The sequence below is a fragment of the Modestobacter sp. SYSU DS0511 genome (genome assembly GCF_054050755.1).
In genome coordinates, this window is sequence record NZ_JBJGZY010000012.1 from 37,605 (window position 1) to 55,167 (window position 17,563).

16 protein-coding genes are annotated in these 17,563 nt (G+C 74.4%); 4 read left to right on the plus strand and 12 right to left on the minus strand.

Features of this window, described 5'->3' with window-relative positions; genetic code table 11:
* Positions 1-189 precede the first annotated feature (189 nt).
* Both ACI783_RS08150 and ACI783_RS08155 read left to right on the plus strand, forming a co-directional pair.
* On the plus strand, positions 190-1,323 hold the full coding sequence (locus tag ACI783_RS08150; protein ID WP_457139966.1) for a glycosyltransferase: 1,134 nt from the start codon (positions 190-192) through the stop codon (positions 1,321-1,323).
* 8 nt (positions 1,324-1,331) lie between these two features.
* The gene (locus ACI783_RS08155) at positions 1,332-2,957 is read left to right on the plus strand and encodes a glycosyl hydrolase family 28-related protein (RefSeq protein ID WP_457139967.1); all 1,626 of its coding nucleotides are present in this window, start codon (positions 1,332-1,334) and stop codon (positions 2,955-2,957) included.
* Between the two features lie 4 nt (positions 2,958-2,961).
* On the opposite strand, the gene ACI783_RS08160 is transcribed toward ACI783_RS08155, so the two are convergent.
* From ACI783_RS08160 to ACI783_RS08180, 5 genes are read right to left on the minus strand one after another with little or no spacing between them, the layout of a single operon-like run.
* Entirely contained in the window at positions 2,962-3,465 is a 504-nt protein-coding gene (locus ACI783_RS08160; RefSeq protein WP_457139968.1) for a hypothetical protein, read from the minus strand.
* Entirely contained in the window at positions 3,449-4,540 is a 1,092-nt protein-coding gene (locus tag ACI783_RS08165) for a glycosyltransferase family 4 protein (protein WP_457139969.1), read from the minus strand. Before ACI783_RS08165 ends, ACI783_RS08160 begins: the two co-directional genes overlap by 17 nt.
* Positions 4,537-5,865, minus strand: a complete 1,329-nt coding sequence (locus tag ACI783_RS08170; RefSeq protein WP_457139970.1) for a hypothetical protein — start codon at positions 5,863-5,865, stop codon at positions 4,537-4,539. The genes ACI783_RS08165 and ACI783_RS08170 overlap by 4 nt, the downstream gene beginning before the upstream one ends.
* Positions 5,862-7,250: a lipopolysaccharide biosynthesis protein gene (locus ACI783_RS08175; RefSeq protein WP_457139971.1), complete on the minus strand. Its 1,389-nt coding sequence runs from the start codon at positions 7,248-7,250 to the stop codon at positions 5,862-5,864. Before ACI783_RS08175 ends, ACI783_RS08170 begins: the two co-directional genes overlap by 4 nt.
* Before the next feature lie 3 nt (positions 7,251-7,253).
* Complete coding sequence (locus tag ACI783_RS08180) at positions 7,254-8,723, minus strand: hypothetical protein (RefSeq protein WP_457139972.1); 1,470 nt, start codon at positions 8,721-8,723, stop codon at positions 7,254-7,256.
* Between the two features lie 234 nt (positions 8,724-8,957).
* On the opposite strand from ACI783_RS08180, the gene ACI783_RS08185 reads away from it, so the two are divergent.
* Positions 8,958-10,064, plus strand: a complete 1,107-nt coding sequence (locus tag ACI783_RS08185; RefSeq protein ID WP_457139973.1) for an acyltransferase family protein — start codon at positions 8,958-8,960, stop codon at positions 10,062-10,064.
* On the opposite strand, the gene ACI783_RS08190 is transcribed toward ACI783_RS08185, so the two are convergent.
* From ACI783_RS08190 to ACI783_RS08215, 6 genes are all read right to left on the minus strand, one after another.
* The gene (locus ACI783_RS08190; protein ID WP_457139974.1) at positions 10,061-10,921 is read right to left on the minus strand and encodes a hypothetical protein; all 861 of its coding nucleotides are present in this window, start codon (positions 10,919-10,921) and stop codon (positions 10,061-10,063) included. The genes ACI783_RS08185 and ACI783_RS08190 overlap by 4 nt on opposite strands.
* A gap of 64 nt (positions 10,922-10,985) precedes the next feature.
* Positions 10,986-11,738, minus strand: coding sequence for a 3'(2'),5'-bisphosphate nucleotidase CysQ (locus ACI783_RS08195; RefSeq protein ID WP_457139975.1), 753 nt, complete (start codon positions 11,736-11,738; stop codon positions 10,986-10,988).
* A gap of 69 nt (positions 11,739-11,807) precedes the next feature.
* Positions 11,808-12,002: a hypothetical protein gene (locus ACI783_RS08200; RefSeq protein ID WP_457139976.1), complete on the minus strand. Its 195-nt coding sequence runs from the start codon at positions 12,000-12,002 to the stop codon at positions 11,808-11,810.
* 338 nt (positions 12,003-12,340) lie between these two features.
* Positions 12,341-13,450 (minus strand): acyltransferase family protein, encoded by a 1,110-nt coding sequence (locus ACI783_RS08205; RefSeq protein ID WP_457139977.1) that lies wholly within the window; start codon positions 13,448-13,450, stop codon positions 12,341-12,343.
* A gap of 489 nt (positions 13,451-13,939) precedes the next feature.
* Positions 13,940-14,512 (minus strand): acyltransferase, encoded by a 573-nt coding sequence (locus ACI783_RS08210; RefSeq protein WP_457140019.1) that lies wholly within the window; start codon positions 14,510-14,512, stop codon positions 13,940-13,942.
* 104 nt (positions 14,513-14,616) lie between these two features.
* Positions 14,617-15,936, minus strand: coding sequence for a UDP-glucose dehydrogenase family protein (locus ACI783_RS08215; protein ID WP_457139978.1), 1,320 nt, complete (start codon positions 15,934-15,936; stop codon positions 14,617-14,619).
* 252 nt (positions 15,937-16,188) lie between these two features.
* Between ACI783_RS08215 and ACI783_RS08220 the strand changes: the two genes are divergently transcribed.
* Positions 16,189-17,295, plus strand: coding sequence for an LCP family protein (locus tag ACI783_RS08220; RefSeq protein WP_457139979.1), 1,107 nt, complete (start codon positions 16,189-16,191; stop codon positions 17,293-17,295).
* Here ACI783_RS08220 and ACI783_RS08225 read toward each other — a convergent pair.
* Entirely contained in the window at positions 17,261-17,506 is a 246-nt protein-coding gene (locus tag ACI783_RS08225) for a hypothetical protein (protein WP_457139980.1), read from the minus strand. The two genes, ACI783_RS08220 and ACI783_RS08225, sit on opposite strands and share 35 nt — an antisense overlap.
* Positions 17,507-17,563 lie beyond the last annotated feature (57 nt).

A 17,563-nucleotide genomic window follows, 5' to 3' on the forward strand; every position in this document is an offset into this window, starting at 1 on the left:
ACCGTCACCCGTTCCCACACGCAGGCTTGAGAGTCCGACCACGCAGGGTCACGGCACGCAGGCGAGGGAACGGCCAGGTCAACTCGCGGCCACCCGCTGGCCATGACGTGAGATCCGTCACCGAGAGTGTTCGCCTGATGTTCGTCCGCGCTCGGCGCGCTGGGCACGCTGCCGGTGCAGCCTCGCGGCGTGAACGCAGCTCTGGGCACCCTCGACGTCGACGCACCAGCTCAGCGGACCCCCTTCCGGGTGCTCCACGTGAGCCAGCCCGTGGAGGCCGGGGTCGCCCGGGTCGTGGCCGGGCTGGTGGCCGATCAGCGCGCGCGGGGCTGGGACGTCGCCGTCGCCTGCCCGCCCGAGGGCTGGCTCGCCGACCAGGTGCGCGCGGCCGGTGCCCGGCTGTTCCCCTGGCGGGTCACCCGGTCCCCCGGGCCGACCGTGCCGGCCGAGACGCTGGCGCTGCGCGGCGTGGTCCGGGCCAGCGACCCGGAGCTGGTGCACCTGCACAGCTCCAAGGCGGGGCTGGCCGGCCGGCTGGCGCTGCGCGGCTCCCGGCGGACGGTCTTCCAGCCGCACGCGTGGTCGTTCGAGGCGGTCACCGGGCCGGTGCAGGCCGCCTGCCTGCGGTGGGAGCGCGCCGCGCAGCGCTGGACCCACCTGACCCTGAACGTGAGCGAGGCCGAGCTGGCCACCGGCCGCGCCGCCGGGATCGCCGGCCGCGCCGTGGTGGTGCCCAACGGCGTCGACCCCGCCCGCTGGACGCCGGGTGACCGCGCGGCGGCCCGACGCGAGCTGGCGTTCCCCGACCCGTCCGCGCCCACGGTGGTCTGCGTGGGCCGGCTGGCCCGGCAGAAGGGCCAGGACCTGCTGCTGGACGCCTGGCCCGCGGTGCGCGCCGCCGTCCCCGGCGCGCGGCTGGTGCTGGTCGGCTCCGGCCCGGACGAGGCGGAGCTGCGCGCCCGCGCCGACGGGTCGGTCACCGTCGTGGCCGGCCAGCAGCTGGAGCAGTGGTACGCCGCCGCCGACGTCGTCGCGGTGCCCTCCCGCTGGGAGGCCGGGCTGCCCCTGGTGGCGATGGAGGCGATGGCCTCGGAGCGCAGCGTGGTCGGCTTCGACGTCGCCGGGATCGGCTCCTCGCTGGCCGGCGCCGGCACGGCGGTCGCGCCCTTCGACGTCCGCGCACTCGCCACAGCGGTCACGACACGCCTGCTCGATCCCGCGTGCGCCGCACGGGAGGGCACGATCGGCCGTAGCGTCGCAACCACCCGGTTCTCCGCCGGCACCTCGTACGCGGCCACCGCCGCGCACGTCACCGCCTTGTAGGAGGCCCCGTGACCGCGCTCCGCGCTGCCCTCTCCCACCCGTCGCCCGCCGCCGGACGCCGGCCGGTCCGGGGCGCGGTGCGCGCGGGTGTCGCGGTGACGGTCGCCGCCGCGGTCGCCAGCGGTGCGGTCTGGTGGCAGACGACGTCGCCGGCTCCTGGCGGCAGCGCCTCCGCCGGCAGCGACTCCTCGGTCAGCGACGCGGTCGTGGCCCTTCCGGGCAGCACGCTCCCCCTCCCCGGCGCCACGGCGCCCGAGGCGGCCGTCCCGGCCCCTGCCGTCCCCGGGGCAGCCGTCCCCGATGCCGGGGCGCCCGCCGGGGAGGTGCCGATGGCCGACGCCCCGCCGGCCACGGCGTCCCCGGCCGACGCGGCCGACGCGGCCGGGCCCCCGGCCGACGCCGCTGCGCCGCCGGCCGACGCGCCGGCCGCGCAGCCCGCCGCCCCCGGTCCGGCGGCCGAACCACCCACCGCGCCCGACGCCGGGAGCTCCCGGCCCGGCACGCTGGTGCCCGGTGCCGTCCTCGGCGGCGCGGCCGTGGCCGGCGGGGCGGTCGTCGCCGCCGGGGCGCAGTCGCTGTCCGTCGAGCAGTTCGGCGCGGTCGGCAACGGCGTCAGCGACGACACCCGGGCGCTGCAGCGCGCGTTCGACACCGTGCCCAGCGGCACCACGCTGGTGTTCCGCCCGGGCGCGACCTACCTGCACTCCGACGTGCTGCGGGTGACCCGGCCGGGGCTGAAGCTGGTCGGCACCGGCGCGACGCTCACCGCCACGCAGGAGACCCGCTCGGCGCTGCACGTCTCCGGCGACCGGGTCACGCTCACCGGGCTGACCCTGGCCCTGCCCACCTCGACCCAGCGATTCCACGCCTACGAGCAGATGAAGGTCCGCGTCTCGGGCAACGACGTGGTGCTCCGTGACGTGCACGTGCGCGGCGCGGCGGCGGCGGGCATCTACGTCGGCAACGGGGCGGCGCGCTTCCTGCTCGACCGGGTCACCGTGGCCAACAGCCGGGCCGACGGCGTGCACGTCACCGGCGGCGCGCGCGACGGGCGGGTGGTCTCCCCGGTGACCACGAACACCGGGGACGACGGCGTCGCGGTGGTCTCCTACCAGGCCGACGGCCGGCCGGTGGAGCGGGTGCGGATCACCTCGCCGCGGGTCAACGGCACCACCTGGGGCCGGGGCATCTCCGTGGTCGGTGGCACCGACATCACCTACACCGACATCGACGTGCGCGACACCGACGCCGGCGGCGTCTACCTGGGCAGCGAGGGCGACCCGTACTGGACGTACCCGTCGGTGCGGGTGCTGGTCGACGGCGGCCGGGTGTCCGGGGCGAACACCAACCCGGAGAAGGACCACGGCGCGGTGATCGTCTACGCCGGCAACCTCGGTACGCGCACCGCCGACGTCACCGTGCGCCGGCTGGCGATCTCCGGCACCCGCACCAGCGCCCCCTGGGACGTCGGGGTGCTGGCCGAGCCGGGCGCCACGGCGGCCCGGGTGACGCTGGCGGAGCTGGCGCTGTCCCGCGGCGCGCAGGCGCCGTTCTGGACCAACGTGCCGACCGCCGTGCGGCTGATCGGCGTGCGCGACGACGGCGCCGGGGTGGCCGACCGCACCGGCTGGTGAGCGGTCAGCCGGTGGGCGTCTCCGCCCGCCGGCCGAAGGCGTGGGCCCGGGCCACCCAGGCCGACAGCACGGTGACCGCCGCCTCGGCGGGCAGCCCGGCGGGGCGGTGTGCGAGCGGCACCGGCGGGCCCCAGCGGGTGTAGCGCTCGGCCAGCTCGGCGGGGAGCAGCAGCAGGCTGGTGGCCGCGGTCCGGCGCAGCTCGCGGGCCCAGGCGGCCGGGCGGGTGAGCACGGTGCGCACGTCGGCGGCGTCCAGCACCACCACGGTGGGCCGCCGGCCGGCCAGCTCGTCGCGGGCGGCGCCGGCGGCCAGCCCCCACAGCACCGCGGTGTCGGCGTCGTCCGCGGGGCGGTCGGTCAGGGCCGCCGTCCAGCCGGCGGCGGACTGCGCCCGGGCGACCTCGGCCGCCAGCGGCGCGGCCGCGCCGGGCGCGACGTGCAGGACGGTGAGGGCCTCCCCGTAGACGGGGGTGGCGAGGATCGTGCTGACGTCAGCGGGCTCCGGCACGCCGCACCGCCTCCAGGGTCTCGTCGACGACGTCGGCCCAGCCGCGCTGGGCCGGGGCGGGGGTGCCGCGGGGAGCGGGGGCGCGCAGGTGCGCCAGCACCGCCTCGGCCCACACCTCCGGACGGCGGCCGGGCAGCCGCTCGGCGCGGCCGGCGGATGCCTCGGCCAGCGCCGGGTCCTCGCTGGTGAGCACGGGGGCGCCGAAGGCGAGCGCCTCGGCGGCGGGCAGCCCGAAGCCCTCGGCGAGGCTGGGGCACAGCACCAGGCGGGCGTGCTCGTAGAGCCAGCGCAGCCGGGCGTCGGGGACGTGGCCCATCGGGGCGACGGCGCCCTCGGCGACCATCGCCGCGAAGGCCCGGCCCCGGTCGGTGGGCCCCCAGCTGTCCGGGCCGACGACGACGAGCACCGCGTCGGGGGCGGACCGCCGCACCTGCGCCCACGCGTCGACGACCAGGCCGACGTTCTTGCGCGGCGAGGGGTCGCCGACCACCAGGGCGAAGGTGCGCCCGGCCAGCTCGGGCACCTCCTCGGCGGCGACGGCGGTGAGGCTGGAGCCGTCGGGGTGCGGGACGACGACGGTGCGCGGGGCGACCGAGGGCAGGTAGGCGGTGACCCGGTCGCGGGTGGCCGCGCTGACGCAGACGAGCGTGTCGGCGGCGCGCAGCGAGGCGAGGTAGGGCCCGCGCACCAGCAGCCGCTTGGCCAGGCCGAAGTCGAAGGGGCGGTCGAGGGCGAGCATGTCGTGCACGGTGAGCACGCCGGTGCCGGGCACCCCGCGGGGCAGCAGGTGCTTGGTGCCGTGCACGACGTCCATCCGGCCGCCGACCCGGGCGCCGGCCAGCCGCTCGATCGCGGAGGTGACCGGGCCGCGGCCGGGCAGGGTGTGCACCCGCTCGGGGTCGGTGATGCCGGTGAACGCCGCCTCGGCGCCGGCGCCGGCGAGCACGTGCAGCTCGACGTCGTCGCGGGCGGCCAGGCCGCGGGCCAGCTCCATGACGTAGCGGACCATGCCGCCGCCGGCGCCGGAGGCGGGGACGTGGGTGCCCACCAGGAGGTAGCGCAGGGGGCGGGTCACAGGGTGGCTCCGGTTCGTCGTCGCCGGTTGCGGTGGACCAGCAGGACCACGGTGACCAGGGCGATCAGGCCGGGGGTGGCCCGGCCCTGGAAGAGGTAGAGGTAGCGGGGCAGCTCGAAGAGGGTGAGCACGACGACCGGGTAGAGCAGCAGCCCCCAGGTGCGCCCCTCCTGCAGCGAGCGGTAGAGCAGCCCGCAGGCGATGCCGGCGAGCAGGAAGAACAGCAGACCGCCGACGAGGCCGAGGTCGACGAACGGGCCGACCACGCCGCCGGTGTTGTTGAACTCGGGGTTGCCCGCGTTGGTGAGCGCGTCGGTGTAGGAGCTCTCCTGGTCGACGCCGGTGAGGGTGCGGAACAGGTTCAGGCTGCCCACCCCGGGCGCGGTCCAGAAGGCGGAGAGCAGGTCGTAGGGCAGCGAGGTGTCGGTCTGGTGCAGCAGCCGGATCTCGCCGTTGTTGTAGGCGGTGACGTAATACCCGGCGAACCGCTCGACGACGAAGGTCGGGAACGACTGCCCGCCCTGCGCCTTGTAGAACACCCAGCTGCGCGAGTACTCGAAGGCGGCGAAGACGCCGACCACCAGCGGCACCAGCACGGCGGGCAGGAACGAGGCCCGGCGGGCGCCGGTGGAGCTGCGGGAGAGCCCGGCGACCAGCACGACGAGCAGCGGCACGAGCAGCTCCAGCAGCGCCAGCCGCTCGGAGAGGAAGAACGCCCGGCACAGCGCGAGGAAGAAGACGACGGCCAGCCGGCGCAGGTGCCGGGGGCGCGAGCCCGGGTCGGCGACCAGCAGCACGCCGGTGACGACGGCGAAGGCGACGCCGAACTGGGTCGTCGTGGTCAGGCCCGGGACGGTGCCGAGGGTCTCGCGCAGGCCGACGCCGTAGAGCTGCTGCCCCACCAGCGCGTCGACCAGGATGCTCGGCGAGATGCCCGCGCGCGCGCCGGCGGCGAGGAAGGCGAGGTAGCCGACCATCGTCAGCCAGAAGGTGACCGTGGCGGCGCGGGTGAGCAGCCGGATGTCGGCGGGTGAGAGGGCCGGCCAGTTCGGCACCCGGCGGGCGCGGCCGCGGGCGGCGGGCAGCAGCGCGCCGCCGATGAACAGCAGCAGCCCGACGGTGAACCACAGCGTCCAGTCCAGGGTGAGCACCTTGGGGGTCTTCCACAGGGCGCGGTAGCGCTCGTCGGCGATCGCGTAGGCCAGCGAGGTGGTGGGCAGCGCGACCATGCCGACCAGCGCCACCGGGTTGAGCCACCACACGCCGACCCGCTGGCCGACGTCCGGCGGGCGCAGGGTCGGCCTGGTCAGCGAGACGGTCCTCACGCCGCTCCCCCGCCGGTGACGACGGTCTCGCTCTCCGGGTCGGTGGCCGGCCGCCCGGCCGGGGTGCCCTCGGGGTCGCGGCCGGCGAGCACCAGCAGGCTGCGCTTGACGTGCCGGGTGGGCAGCGGGGCGCGGCCGAAGGTCCGCCGGCAGGTGAGCACGTAGGAGCCGAACAGCAGCGCGGTGGCGACGGCGCTGGCGACCGCCAGCGGCAGCGGCCCGCCGAGCCGGGCGGCGAGCACCGCGGCGGGGACGGCGACGAGCATGGCGACGGCGACCGAGCCGGCGGCGGCCCGCCCGTTGCCGGTGACCACGAGCAGCACCGCGCAGGAGCCGCAGACGGCCATGCCCAGGCCGCCGGTGGCCAGCACGCCGAGGTAGGGGGCGGCGTCGCCGAGCCCGTCGCCGTAGAGGGCGAGGGCCTGCGGCCCGAGCAGCCAGGCGGCGGCGACGGCGAGCACGGTGACCGCGGTGCTCAGCGTGGCGCTGGCCGACAGCAGCCGGAACATCCGGGCCCGGTCGCCGGCGGCCCACATCCGGGCGGCGACCGGGGCGATGGCGATGTTGGCCAGCCCCTCGAGCACGGTCACCTGCATGGCCAGCACGCTGGCGGTGGAGTACTGCAGCGCGTCCTGTGCGCCGAAGGCCCAGCCGGCCAGCCACACGTCGCCGCGGCCGACGAGGAAGGCGCCGAGCTCGACGGTGAACAGCCACGCCCCGGCGGCGACGGCGGCGAGCATCGGCGCCCACCAGCGGCGGCCGGTGCCGCGCGAGCGCAGCGGCAGCCGCACGACCACGACGGCGAGCAGCACCAGGGAGACCACCGCGTAGACGGTGAGCAGGGTGAGCAGGGTGGTCTCCCCGCCCTGCAGCAGCACGACGACGCCCATCGCGAGCAGCGCGAGGATCGAGCGGCTGTGGTGGGTGGCCGCGACCGACCAGGGGATGCGGCCGAGCGCGGCGTAGACGTCGCTGACGGTGAGCCGGATGGTCTCCAGCACGATCATCGCCGCGACGAGCAGCACCACCCGGCCGCGGTCGTCCTGCACGACGGCGGTGGCCAGCCAGGCGACGCCGGGGGCGGTGAGCAGCGACAGGATCGCGACGGCGCGCAGGTGGGCGACCACCTGGACGGCGACCGCCGCGGGGCCGGTCGCGGCGGCGATGGCCCGGATGGCGCTCTGCCCGAGGCCGAGCCGGCCGACCATCGGGCCGAGCATGAGCGCGCCGAGGATGGCGAGGAACCCGGCGGCCGGGCGGGTGTCGAGCGCCCGGACGGCGAGCACCGAGGTGAGGAAGGTGGCGACCAGCCCGAGCACGGCCACGACCATGCGCAACCCGAAGCTCCGGCGGACCTCCTGGGCCTCCCCGGCTGCCTGCGTCAAGGGTCAGGCCTCGGTGGAGACGGGGTCCTGCTGCGCCGGGGTGCGCTCACCGGCCGGCTGGGCGTGCCGGGGCGCGGTCTCCCGCGGAGCCGGAGCCGGAGCCGGGGCCGCGCCGCGGCTGCCGCCGTGCCGGCGGGAGGTGGTGACCGCCACCCCGGCCAGCGCGGCACCGGGCCGGCCGCTCACGTCGCGGACGGCGGCGAGCGCGGCCTCCAGGGTAGAGACCCCCTCGCCGACGACGACCACGGCCTGGTCGGCCCGGGCGGCGAGCTCGCGCGACCGCAGGCCGGTGGAGAGCGCCGGGGCGTGCAGCAGCACCAGGCGGCCGGCGGCCCGGTGCCGGGTGACCAGCTGCTCGAGCGCGGCGGCGTCGGCCGGGAGGTCGGTGAGGGTGAGGCCGGGGGTGGGCTCGCGCTCCCCGGCGACGCCGGTGGTGACCAGCGCGACCGGGGTGCCGCCGGCGGTCAGCGCCCAGGCGAGCTCCCAGGCCACCTCGGCCGCGCCGGCCTTCTCGTCGACGCCGATGACCAGCAGCGCACGGGTGTCGGCGTCGAGCACCTGCGGGGCGAGCAGCCGGGCGGCGGCGAGCGCGGTGTCGTCGGGGCGGCCCTCGGGCACCCGGTCGGTGCGGGCCCGGACGCGGCCGGCGGGCAGCCGGGGCAGCAGCACAGGGGCACCGGCGGCGACCAGCAGCCGGGCGTCGAACACCCGCGGGGAGGCGGCCCGCCAGACGGCGGTGGCGGCGAGGGCGAGCACGGCGCCGAGCACCGCGCCGAGCACCGGGTAGGTCAGCTCGGACGGGACGCCGGCGGCCTGCTCCTCCGCCGGGGCGCGGAGCACCGGGACGACGGCGGGCACCCGGGCGGCGGCGGCCTGGAGGTCGCTCTGCTGGGCGAGCAGGCGCTGCACCTCCGCCGACAGCGGGCCGGTCTCCTCCGGGATGCCGCCGATGGCGTCGATCCGGGCGTTGACGGCGTCCAGCGCGCCCTGGACGGCGGCCGCGGCCTCGTCCTGCCGGCGGGTGACGTAGGCGTCGAGCAGCGTGGTGACGGCCTCCTGCGCCTCGGCGGCGGTGGGCGCGGTGGCGGCGATGCGCACGGCGTCGGAGGTGCCGACCTGGGAGACCGACAGCTCGGCGTCCCCGACCTCGACCTCGCCGGCCCGGTCGTCGAGCCAGGTGAGCTCGGCGGAGACGAAGTTGCTGGTGTCCAGGCCGGGGGGCGGGGTGTCCAGCGGGCTGGCGAGCCCGCGGGCGTCGGTGACCACCTGGACGGCGGCGCTGGCGGTGGCCCGCTCACCGGAGGCGAGGGCGGCCAGCCAGCCGAGCAGACCACCGACGACGGCGCCGATCAGGGCGACGGCGAGCAGCCGGGTCCAGGGCGCGGCCGGGCCGGGCCAGGTGTCGGCGCGGCCGGGGACGTCGCCGGCGACCGGGACGGGTCCCGGCGTGCCGGTGGCTCGGCTGGAGCTCATGGGGCGATTCCTCCTCGCACGGGTGGCGGGGTCCGCCCGGGTGCAGCGCCGCCAATATAGGGCGCTGCACGGTTCCGCAGAACGGGTGCAGCACGGCTGGGGGACACCCGGGCGGCTGATCCGATGACCCACCTCACAATCGGCGTTTCTGCAGGTCAACGCGTTGCTTGCTGGTCACCGGATGTTCATCGACGGGGCTCGGCGGTTCATGGTCGCCGCTTAGGGTCGCCCCCCGTGACGCCCCGTGACACCACCCCGAGCCGGGTGCGTGCCATCGACGTGGCGCGGGCGGTCGCGGTGGTCGGCGTGGTGGTGAACCACTCGATCGACGGCCTGGTCGGGGCGGGGCTGATCGGCACCGGGCACCCGCTGGATCGGCTGAACGCGGCGCTGTACGTGTTCCGGATGCCGGCGCTGGCGCTGCTGCTGGGGCTGTTCGTCCCGCGGTCGGTGGCCAAGCGCGGGATCGCCGGCTACGTGATGCACCGGGGTGCGGTGCTGGTGTGGCTCTACCTGCTGTGGTTCGCCCTGCAGAGCTCGGTCGAGTCGCTTGCCAGCGACTACAAGAACCTGACCCGCCCCTGGGGCGCGATCGTGCGGGTGTGGGAGCCGTTCGCGCACCTGTGGTTCCTGCCGTTCCTGCTGGTGGCGTCGGTGGTGCTGGCGGTGCTGCAGCCGTGGCGCGACCGCACGCGGCAGCTGCTGGCCGGCGGGGGGCTGGTGCTGCTGGGCCTGCTGCTGTGGGGCTGGGACCGCAACGTCGTCGGGCTGACCGGGCTGTCGCTGCTGGCGTTCGCCGCGGTGGGCAGCATGCTCGGCCTGGCCCGGCTGGGTGCGTGGATGCAGCGCTCGGCGGCCGGCTGGACCGCCGCCGGGATCGCGGCGGCGCTGGTGTTCCTGGGGCTGCTGCGGTTCGAGCCGGTGCCCGGCACGCTGCCCGACGACGTCGGCTACGGCACCCGGGCGGTGAGCATGCTGGCCGCGGCGGCCGGCACGGTGGCGCTGCTCGCGGTGGCCGTGCTGCTGTCCCGGCAGGTGCGGGTGGCCGCGTTCCTCGCCGCGATCGGCCGGCGGACGCTGCCGGTCTACCTGGCGCACGTGGTGATCGTGGCCGGGGTGCGGGTGGCGCTGACCGGGCTCGGCGTCGACCAGCCGGTGCTGATCCTCGCCGTGGCCGTCGTCGCCGGGGTGGGGCTGCCCTACGCCGCGGCGGTGCTCGCCGACGGCCGGCCGTGGGTGAGCTGGCTGTTCGACCTGCCCGCGCCGCTGCGCCGGCGGCTGCCGGCTCCGGCGCACCGCCCGCAGCCGGCCGTCTCCGCGGGTGCGCCGGTGTCGGGCTAGAAGCGCAGGTCGCCGGGGCGACGCTGCGGTGCCGGGGCGTCGACGGTCTCGGCGTCGGCGCGGCGGCGCAGCGCCCAGGCGGCGGGGAGCACCAACCGCGGCGCGACACCCACCAGGACGGCGGTGAGCACGGCGACCCCGCCGAGCACCTCCCCGCTCTCCTCGACGAAGGTGGCCGCGGCGACCCAGAAGGCGCTCGCGCCGGCCTGGTCGACCAGCGCGGAGACGCCGGAGAGGCCGGCGGCGGCGACGGCGTAGATGGCCAGCGCGGTGAGCACCCGGCGGCGGTCGCGGCGCTCCTTGCGGCTGAGCACGAACAGCGCGACGAGCACGACGCCGGCGACGACGGCGCTGCCGATCGTGGCGAGCAGCGGGCGGTCGTTGACACCGAGGGTCCTCAGCGCGTCGACGTGCACGGTGCCGCCGGCCTTGACCTGGGCGATGACCGCGGCGATCAGCCCGACGGCCAGCCACCAGGGCCGGCGTCCGGTGGCGCGGGCGGCGCCGAGCAGGGCGGCGAGGGCGGCGGCGGCGAAGAGGGCGGCGACGAACATGCGGGGCACGGCGAGCGGGAGGTCCATCGACCAGAGCCGGCCGGCGCCGCGCTCGTTGCCGGAGGTGCGGACGACGAAGCCGACGGCCTCGAGGGTGATGCCGGTGAGCAGTAGGGCGGCGGAGAGCGGGGGCAGCGGGATGCGCCGGCGGCGGACCCGGGCGGGCCGGGCGGCGCGCGCGGGGGCAGCGCCGAGCAGCTCCCGCTCGCGGACGTCGGCCTCACGCAGCGCGATGCCGATGAGCGGGGCGAGCACCACGGAGAGTCCGACCCAGCCGACCAACGCCCATCCCCACCACGGCATGTCCTCCCCATCGGCAGGCCCGAACCGGTCCTTGACCGGTTCCCGCCTGCCGATGACGCAGGGATCAGGGTCGGGCGCTCCCGCGGGTCTCGGCGATGGTGCTGAGCACCTGGTCGGCGAGCTCGGGGCGGCAGATGACGAGGTCGGGCAGCCAGGGGCTGGGCCGGTTGTACTGCAGCGGTGTGCCGTCGATGCGGCTGGCGTGCAGGCCGGCGGCGCGGGCGACGGCGACGGGTGCGGCGGTATCCCACTCGTATTGGCCGCCGGCGTGCACGTAGGCGTCGGCCTGGCCGCGGACGACCGCCATCGCCTTGACCCCGGCCGAGCCCATCGGCACGAGGTCGGCGCGCAGGCGGGTGGCGACCTCGGCGACCATCACCGGCGGCCGGGAGCGGCTGACGGCGAGCCGGATGGGTGCGTCCGGGCGGGCGGGCACCGCCGGGGGCTCGCCGGTGCTGAGGGTGATCGCCTCGGCGGGCAGCGCGACGGCGCCGGCCACGAGGTCGCCGTGTGCCCAGAGCGCGACGTGCACGGCCCAGTCGGCGCGGTCGGTTTCGCTGAACTCGCGGGTGCCGTCGAGCGGGTCGACGATCCAGACCCGGTCGGCGGAGAGGCGGGCGGCATCGTCCGCGCCCTCCTCGGAGAGGACGGCGTCACCGGGGCACAGCTCGGCGAGCTGAGCGGTGAGGAAGGCGTGCGACTCGGCGTCGCCGGCGGCCTTGCGGGCGGCGGCGGCGGGCAGGTCGCGGCCGCGGACGGAGAGGAGCAGCTGCCCGGCGCGGGTGGCCAGGTCGGCGGCGCGGTCGTGGTCGGACACCGGTGGCCTTCCGTCAGGGATGGGGTCGGCCCATCCTGACGGTGCGGGCGACGGGGTGGCGCGAGCGGGTTAGGCCGCGCGGCTGGTGGAGCGGAGCACCGGCTCCGGACGGCGGCGGGCGCTGGCCAGGGTCGCGCGGTGGCGGCGGTCCTGCTGGCGGGCCGCCGTCCCCAGGGCCGCGGCCACGGGAAGCAGCACCATCGCCAACACGACCCAGCACGCGAGCACCAGCAGCAGCATGAGCACGTCTGTGCCCCGCGTCACCGTCGATCATGCGCGGAGTCAAGTGCCTGTTGCGAGACGAGCCACGTATAAGCAGGGGCAGCGAGGGCTGTGGGTCACCCATCGTCGGCCGATGTCCAGCGCCAAAGCAGTGGACGCTCAAGGCGTCTTGAGTCCTTGCCGACCCGATGAGGCCTCTACGACATGTCGCGGCGCTTCCAGGCAGGCGGCTCCGGCAAGCACCGCCGAAGCGGACTCCTACCTAGGCGACAACGGCGAGCAGTTTGGCGGTCCTCACGCCACCCCAGGTGGATTCGGCGATCAGGTCGGGTGCCAGATCGCTGATCGGGGCAGACCGAAGCAACAGTCGCGCGTCCACCTCAACTCGCTGGCGAGCTAGCCCCCGCTTCCAGACGGCGACGAAGCTTTGCGCACGGCTTCTCGACCACCAGGTAAACAACTTCGGCGCCCACCAGCGTTACTGCGAGCGAAACCACGTCGGCCGCAATGGGGACATCGATGATGTCACCGACTACCGCTAAAACCATCCGGTGGAACAGGTAGGTAGAGAACGACAGCACCCCGAGGTGGGCGACCCAACCCTTATTCAGCGCCCGCCCCGCTAGACCCATCGGCCGAGTGATAAGCGTCCAGAAGATGGGAATCAGGCAGAAACACTGGACGACGTCAGCCAAGGTCAGCCGAAAGAACAGGGAAGGCGACAGTGCGGAGGCGACGAATGCCGCCACCGCGACCGGAGCGACCACGCGCGGAATCCAGCGGTCGAAGACGCGCGGCCAGGGCGGCCGGTCCCCAACTGTGGGGTTCCACAGCAACGCCATCGCGCTGCCATACAAGAGGCTGTCGACTCGCGTGTCGGTGGCGACGTACAGCCGGTAAAAGTCGGCCCCGTTCAGGAAGAGATGCAGCCGCCAGATCATCACCGCGACAGCCAGGCCCAGCAGGCCCCATCCGATGCTTCGATAAGACAAGCGACTCCGCAAAGCCAGCAGGAGCAGGACAGGGAACAACAGGTAGTAGTGCTCTTCTACGCCGAGGGACCACAGATTCGAGGTCTCAGGCGGTAATCCATCTCTCCCCGCAAAGACGATGTAGTAGTTCGTATAGTTCAGCAGCTCGGCCGCAACACCCCAGAAGGAGACTCCGGAGGCTTTGATTCCAGAAGAAAGCACCAGGCTGGTCGCAATGCACAGATAGGCCGGTGGCAAAATGCGCAGGGCGCGACGTAAGTAGAATTTCTTCAGCGAGACACTGCCTGCCTGATCCTGCTCGCGGCGCAGCAGCGTTGTAATCAAGAAGCCACTGAGAAAGAAAAACACGGTTACGCCGACATGCCCGGGCCAGCGCTCGGGCACCACGTGGCCGTGACCGATGAACACCACCATAACTGCGATGGCACGCAACCCATCCAGTGACGGGATGTGATGCCCCGCCCGAGCACTCGGATCGATAGTTGTCGCAGCCGTCATGAACGCTCCCGTAGGCGGTGCGAGACAAGTCGACGGAGAGTACCCGAGTCGGCTTCCCGAACCGCCACCAGCAGCTCACCAGGTCTTGCTGACGGCGCCCGTCCAACCTCATCCGCCGTTAGCGACGCCATCAAAGCCCACGTACCGAAGTTAGCCAGGGCCAGCCCCAGGTAGGCAATGCCAGACCGGCTAGCTTGCCCCGCTTCTCGATAAGTCAGCCGGCGCGACGACCCAGGGCGCGGTAGGCCAGCTGGCGGCAGATCGGCTGTCGCGATCGAAGACGTGGCGACCGTCGAGCACCCGCTTCGGCGGCACGACCTCGCCGAAGGCGACCGGGTCGAGGTCCTTGCACTGCTGCCACTCGGTGAGCAGCAAAACGGCGTCGGCGTGCTGCCTCCTCGACGGTATTGGCGATGTCGAGCCGGGCCAGCTGCGGCGCATGCTCTTTGCTGCAAGATCGGTCACACCAACCCGCAGATGCACCCTAGATCATGGGTGCATGTGCGGGCGAAACGAGGTCTCGGCGATGCTGTCGACTTGCTGCCGGTATGTGCCGCCCAGGCGGTCACTTCCCCGGGGCCAGGTCTTCAGCACCCGGGCCTCAAATTCGTCGAAGGAGCCAATGATCCGCGCCGGGTTGCCGCCGACGATGCTGCCTGGCGGCACCGACCTGACTACCACGGAGCCGGCGGCGACGATGGACCGATCCCCGATCTCGACGCCCGGCATGATTATCGAGCGAGCGCCGATGAAGCAGTCACTCCCGACCCTGATTGGCGCATACCGGTAACGGCGGCCCGCCTCGTCGGAGAACAGCCATCCGGTTCCATCGTGGGTGATAAACAAAACCTCGGAGCTGACGGTCACCCGGTCGCCGACCGTCAGCAGCCAGGGCTCCGATCGGACCTCGCAAGAGATCATGCGGCAGTCCTGCCCGACCGTGACGCCAAGGGCCCGGGCTGCTCCGCTGGTTCCGTGACGGCGCTTGAGGATCTCCCACTTGAGGCGGGCAGGCAGTTTTGACACAGCCCGAATCGTGCCCCAAGACCAGTCCAGTCGCATCACCGGCGGAACTATCAGACGAGATCTATGGACGACTTGGGTTCGCCGGAACTGAGGGGGCGCCTCGTTCCACGGAGTACGCGTCCCAGTGCCGCGAGTTCAGGTCAGCCGGCGCGGCGGCCGAGGGCGCGATAGGTCCAACCGGCGGCGACCCAGGAGTCGCGGTCGAGGGCGTTGCGCCCGTCGAGCACGCGCTTCTGCCGCACGACCTTGCCGAAGGCGACCGGGTCGAGGTCCTTGTACTGCTGCCACTCGGTGAGCAGCAGAACGGCGTCCGCGCGGTCGGCCGCCTCCTCAGGCGTGTTGGCGACGTCGAGCTGCGGCCAGCTGCGGCGGATGTTCTCCCCGGCGGCAGGGTCGGTGACCAGCACCGCGGCACCCTGCAGCTGCAGCTGCGCGGCGACGTTGAGCGCCGGGGAGTCACGGATGTCGTCGGAGTTGGGCTTGAACGCCGCCCCCAGCACCGCCACGCGCTTGCCGACCAGCGAGCCGTCGCAGACCTCGCGGGCCAGGTCGACCATCCGGATCCGCCGGCGCATGTTGATGTTGTCGACCTCGCGCAGGAACGTCAGCGCCTGGTCGGCACCGAGCTCACCGGCGCGGGCCATGAAGGCGCGGATGTCCTTGGGCAGGCAGCCGCCACCGAAGCCGAGGCCGGCGTTGAGGAACTTGCGGCCGATCCGGTCGTCGTGGCCGATCGCGTCGGCCAGCTGCTTCACGTCGGCGCCGGTGGCCTCGCACAGCTCGGCCATGGCGTTGATGAAGGAGATCTTCGTGGCCAGGAAGGAGTTGGCCGCGGTCTTCACCATCTCGGCGGTGGCGTAGTCGGTGATCACCTGCGGGGTCTGCGCGGCGACGATCGGCGCGTACACCTCATCGAGCAGCCGGCGGGCGGTCTCGCCGTCGGCGCCGGCAGGCAGGCCGTAGACCAGCCGGTCGGGGTGCAGGGTGTCCTCGACCGCGAAGCCCTCGCGGAGGAACTCCGGGTTCCAGGCCAGGATCGCGCCGGGCACCTTGCCCTCCACCAGCTCCGCCAGCCGCGCGGCGGTGCCCACCGGCACGGTGGACTTGCCGGCCACCAGGTCACCGGGCTTGAGCGCCTGCAGCAGCGACTCCACGGCCGACTCCACGTAGCGCAGGTCGGCGGCGTACTCGCCGCGCTTCTGCGGGGTGCCCACGCAGACGAAGTGGACGACGGCGTCGCCCGCGTCGGCCATGTCGGTGCTGAACCGCAGCCGGCCAGAGGCGAGGGTGCGGCCGAGCAGCTCCTCGAAACCGGGCTCGTAGAACGGGGCCCGCGCCTGCTGCAGCGCCTCGATCTTCGGCTGGTCGACGTCGATGCCGACCACGTCGTGGCCGAGCTCGGCCATCGACGCCGCGTGCACCGCGCCCAGGTAGCCACAGCCGATGACCGAGATCTTCATGAGCCCACTCTCTGTCGCCCGGACCGGGTGTCCGGATTCGTACCGGGAGAACGGTAGGGGTGGGGCCCGAGGGAGCGCCACCGCCCGCCGCGCGAACGGGTGACCGACTCCATCACACCGAGCGACCAGCCGGCGCGGGCATCCGGGCGGGTGATGGGCCGATCAGGTGATCGTTCTCGCCGGCGCCCCTGCACCCGCGGCTCGGCGGTTACCGTGCGTGCAGCCACCTGCCACCGATCACGGGGACTGACGATGACCGAGCGCCGACCGGACGACGAGCCGGCGACTGGGGCGCCGCTGGAGGCCGACCACGCGGCCGGCGGGTCCTCGGCCGCCGACCAGCCGTCGCGCCGCCGTCGGCTGCGCCGCACGCTGATCAGCCTGGGCGTGCTCGGCCTGGTGCTGGCCCTGGTGGTCGGCGGCGCGTTCTGGTTCTTCCTCAACCGCTACGGCGGCAACGTCGACCGGGTCGGCAACGTCTTCGCCGGCATCGAGGAGGAGAGCCGGCCTGCTGCCGCCTCCCCCACCGCCGAGACGGCGACCGAGGACCCGATCACCTTCCTGCTGGTGGGCTCGGACACCCGGTCGCAGGTCGCGCCCGGCGAGGCGCCCGACGCCCGCTCGGACGCGATCATGATCGCCCGGTTCGCCGGCGACCGGGAGCACGCGCAGGTGGTCTCCATCCCCCGCGACTCCTGGGTCAACATCCCCCGCCACGGCATGAACAAGATCAATGCGGCGTACGCCTTCGGTGGCCCGACGCTGCTGATCCAGACCGTCGAGCAGCTAACCGGCGTCCGGATCGACCACTACGCCGCGATCGACTTCGACGGCCTGATCCAGATGACCGACGACCTCGGCGGGGTCGACGTCGTCGTCCAGGAGACGACGAGCAACGGGCCGTACACGTTCGAGGCGGGGCTGAACCACCTCAACGGCGACCAGGCCCGCTGGTACGTGGGGCAGCGCTACGACCTGCCCGGCGGCGACTTCGACCGGGTGAAGCGGCAGCAGAACTACCTGCGCGCGATGTTCGGCCAGCTGTTCAGCCGGGACGTGTTTTCCTCCCCCGCGGCGCTCGACGACACCCTGCTGGCGGTGACCAGCGCGGTCGCGGTGGACGACGGGCTGAGCAACGGCGACATGCTCGGCATGGCCTACTCGCTGCGCGGCTTGCACCCGGCCGACGTCGAGTTCTTCACCGCCCCCGTGCTGGGCACCGGCACCGAGGGCGCGGCCAGCGTGGTCTACCTCGACGACGTGACCGCTCAGCGCATGTGGGGCTACCTGAAGACCGACTCGCTGGGGCAGAACGCCGACGAGTTCAGCGACGAGGCGCTGCCGGAGACCCCCCGCTGACCTCATCGTCGCCGGACCCCGGGCCGCCCGGCTGCTGGGCGGCCGACCGGTCGTCTCCCTGCGGCAGTTCGTCCAGCGCGGTGAGCAGGGAGTCGATCCGGGCCTGACGTTCGCGCTCCCGGCCGACGGCCGCGGCCGCCCCCAGCCAGCGCACGCCGACGACGCTCAGCAGCGCCCACGCGCCGAGCAACGCCCAGCCCCACCACGCCATCGGATCGCCTTTGATCGTCGATGCCCCACGAGGCCAACGATCTTGGACCGGTTCCAC

Excerpts from the sequence above, each read along its gene's own strand:
- ACI783_RS08180 (WP_457139972.1), bottom strand. The coding sequence starts at position 8,723 with ATGAGCTCCAGCCGAGCCACCGGCACGCCGGGACCCGTCCCGGTCGCC.
- ACI783_RS08190 (WP_457139974.1), bottom strand. The coding sequence starts at position 10,921 with ATGCCGTGGTGGGGATGGGCGTTGGTCGGCTGGGTCGGACTCTCCGTG.
- ACI783_RS08205 (WP_457139977.1), bottom strand. The coding sequence starts at position 13,450 with ATGACGGCTGCGACAACTATCGATCCGAGTGCTCGGGCGGGGCATCAC.
- ACI783_RS08210 (WP_457140019.1), bottom strand. The coding sequence starts at position 14,512 with ATGCGACTGGACTGGTCTTGGGGCACGATTCGGGCTGTGTCAAAACTG.
- ACI783_RS08215 (WP_457139978.1), bottom strand. The coding sequence starts at position 15,936 with ATGAAGATCTCGGTCATCGGCTGTGGCTACCTGGGCGCGGTGCACGCG.
- ACI783_RS08220 (WP_457139979.1), top strand. The coding sequence starts at position 16,189 with ATGACCGAGCGCCGACCGGACGACGAGCCGGCGACTGGGGCGCCGCTG.
- ACI783_RS08225 (WP_457139980.1), bottom strand. The coding sequence starts at position 17,506 with ATGGCGTGGTGGGGCTGGGCGTTGCTCGGCGCGTGGGCGCTGCTGAGC.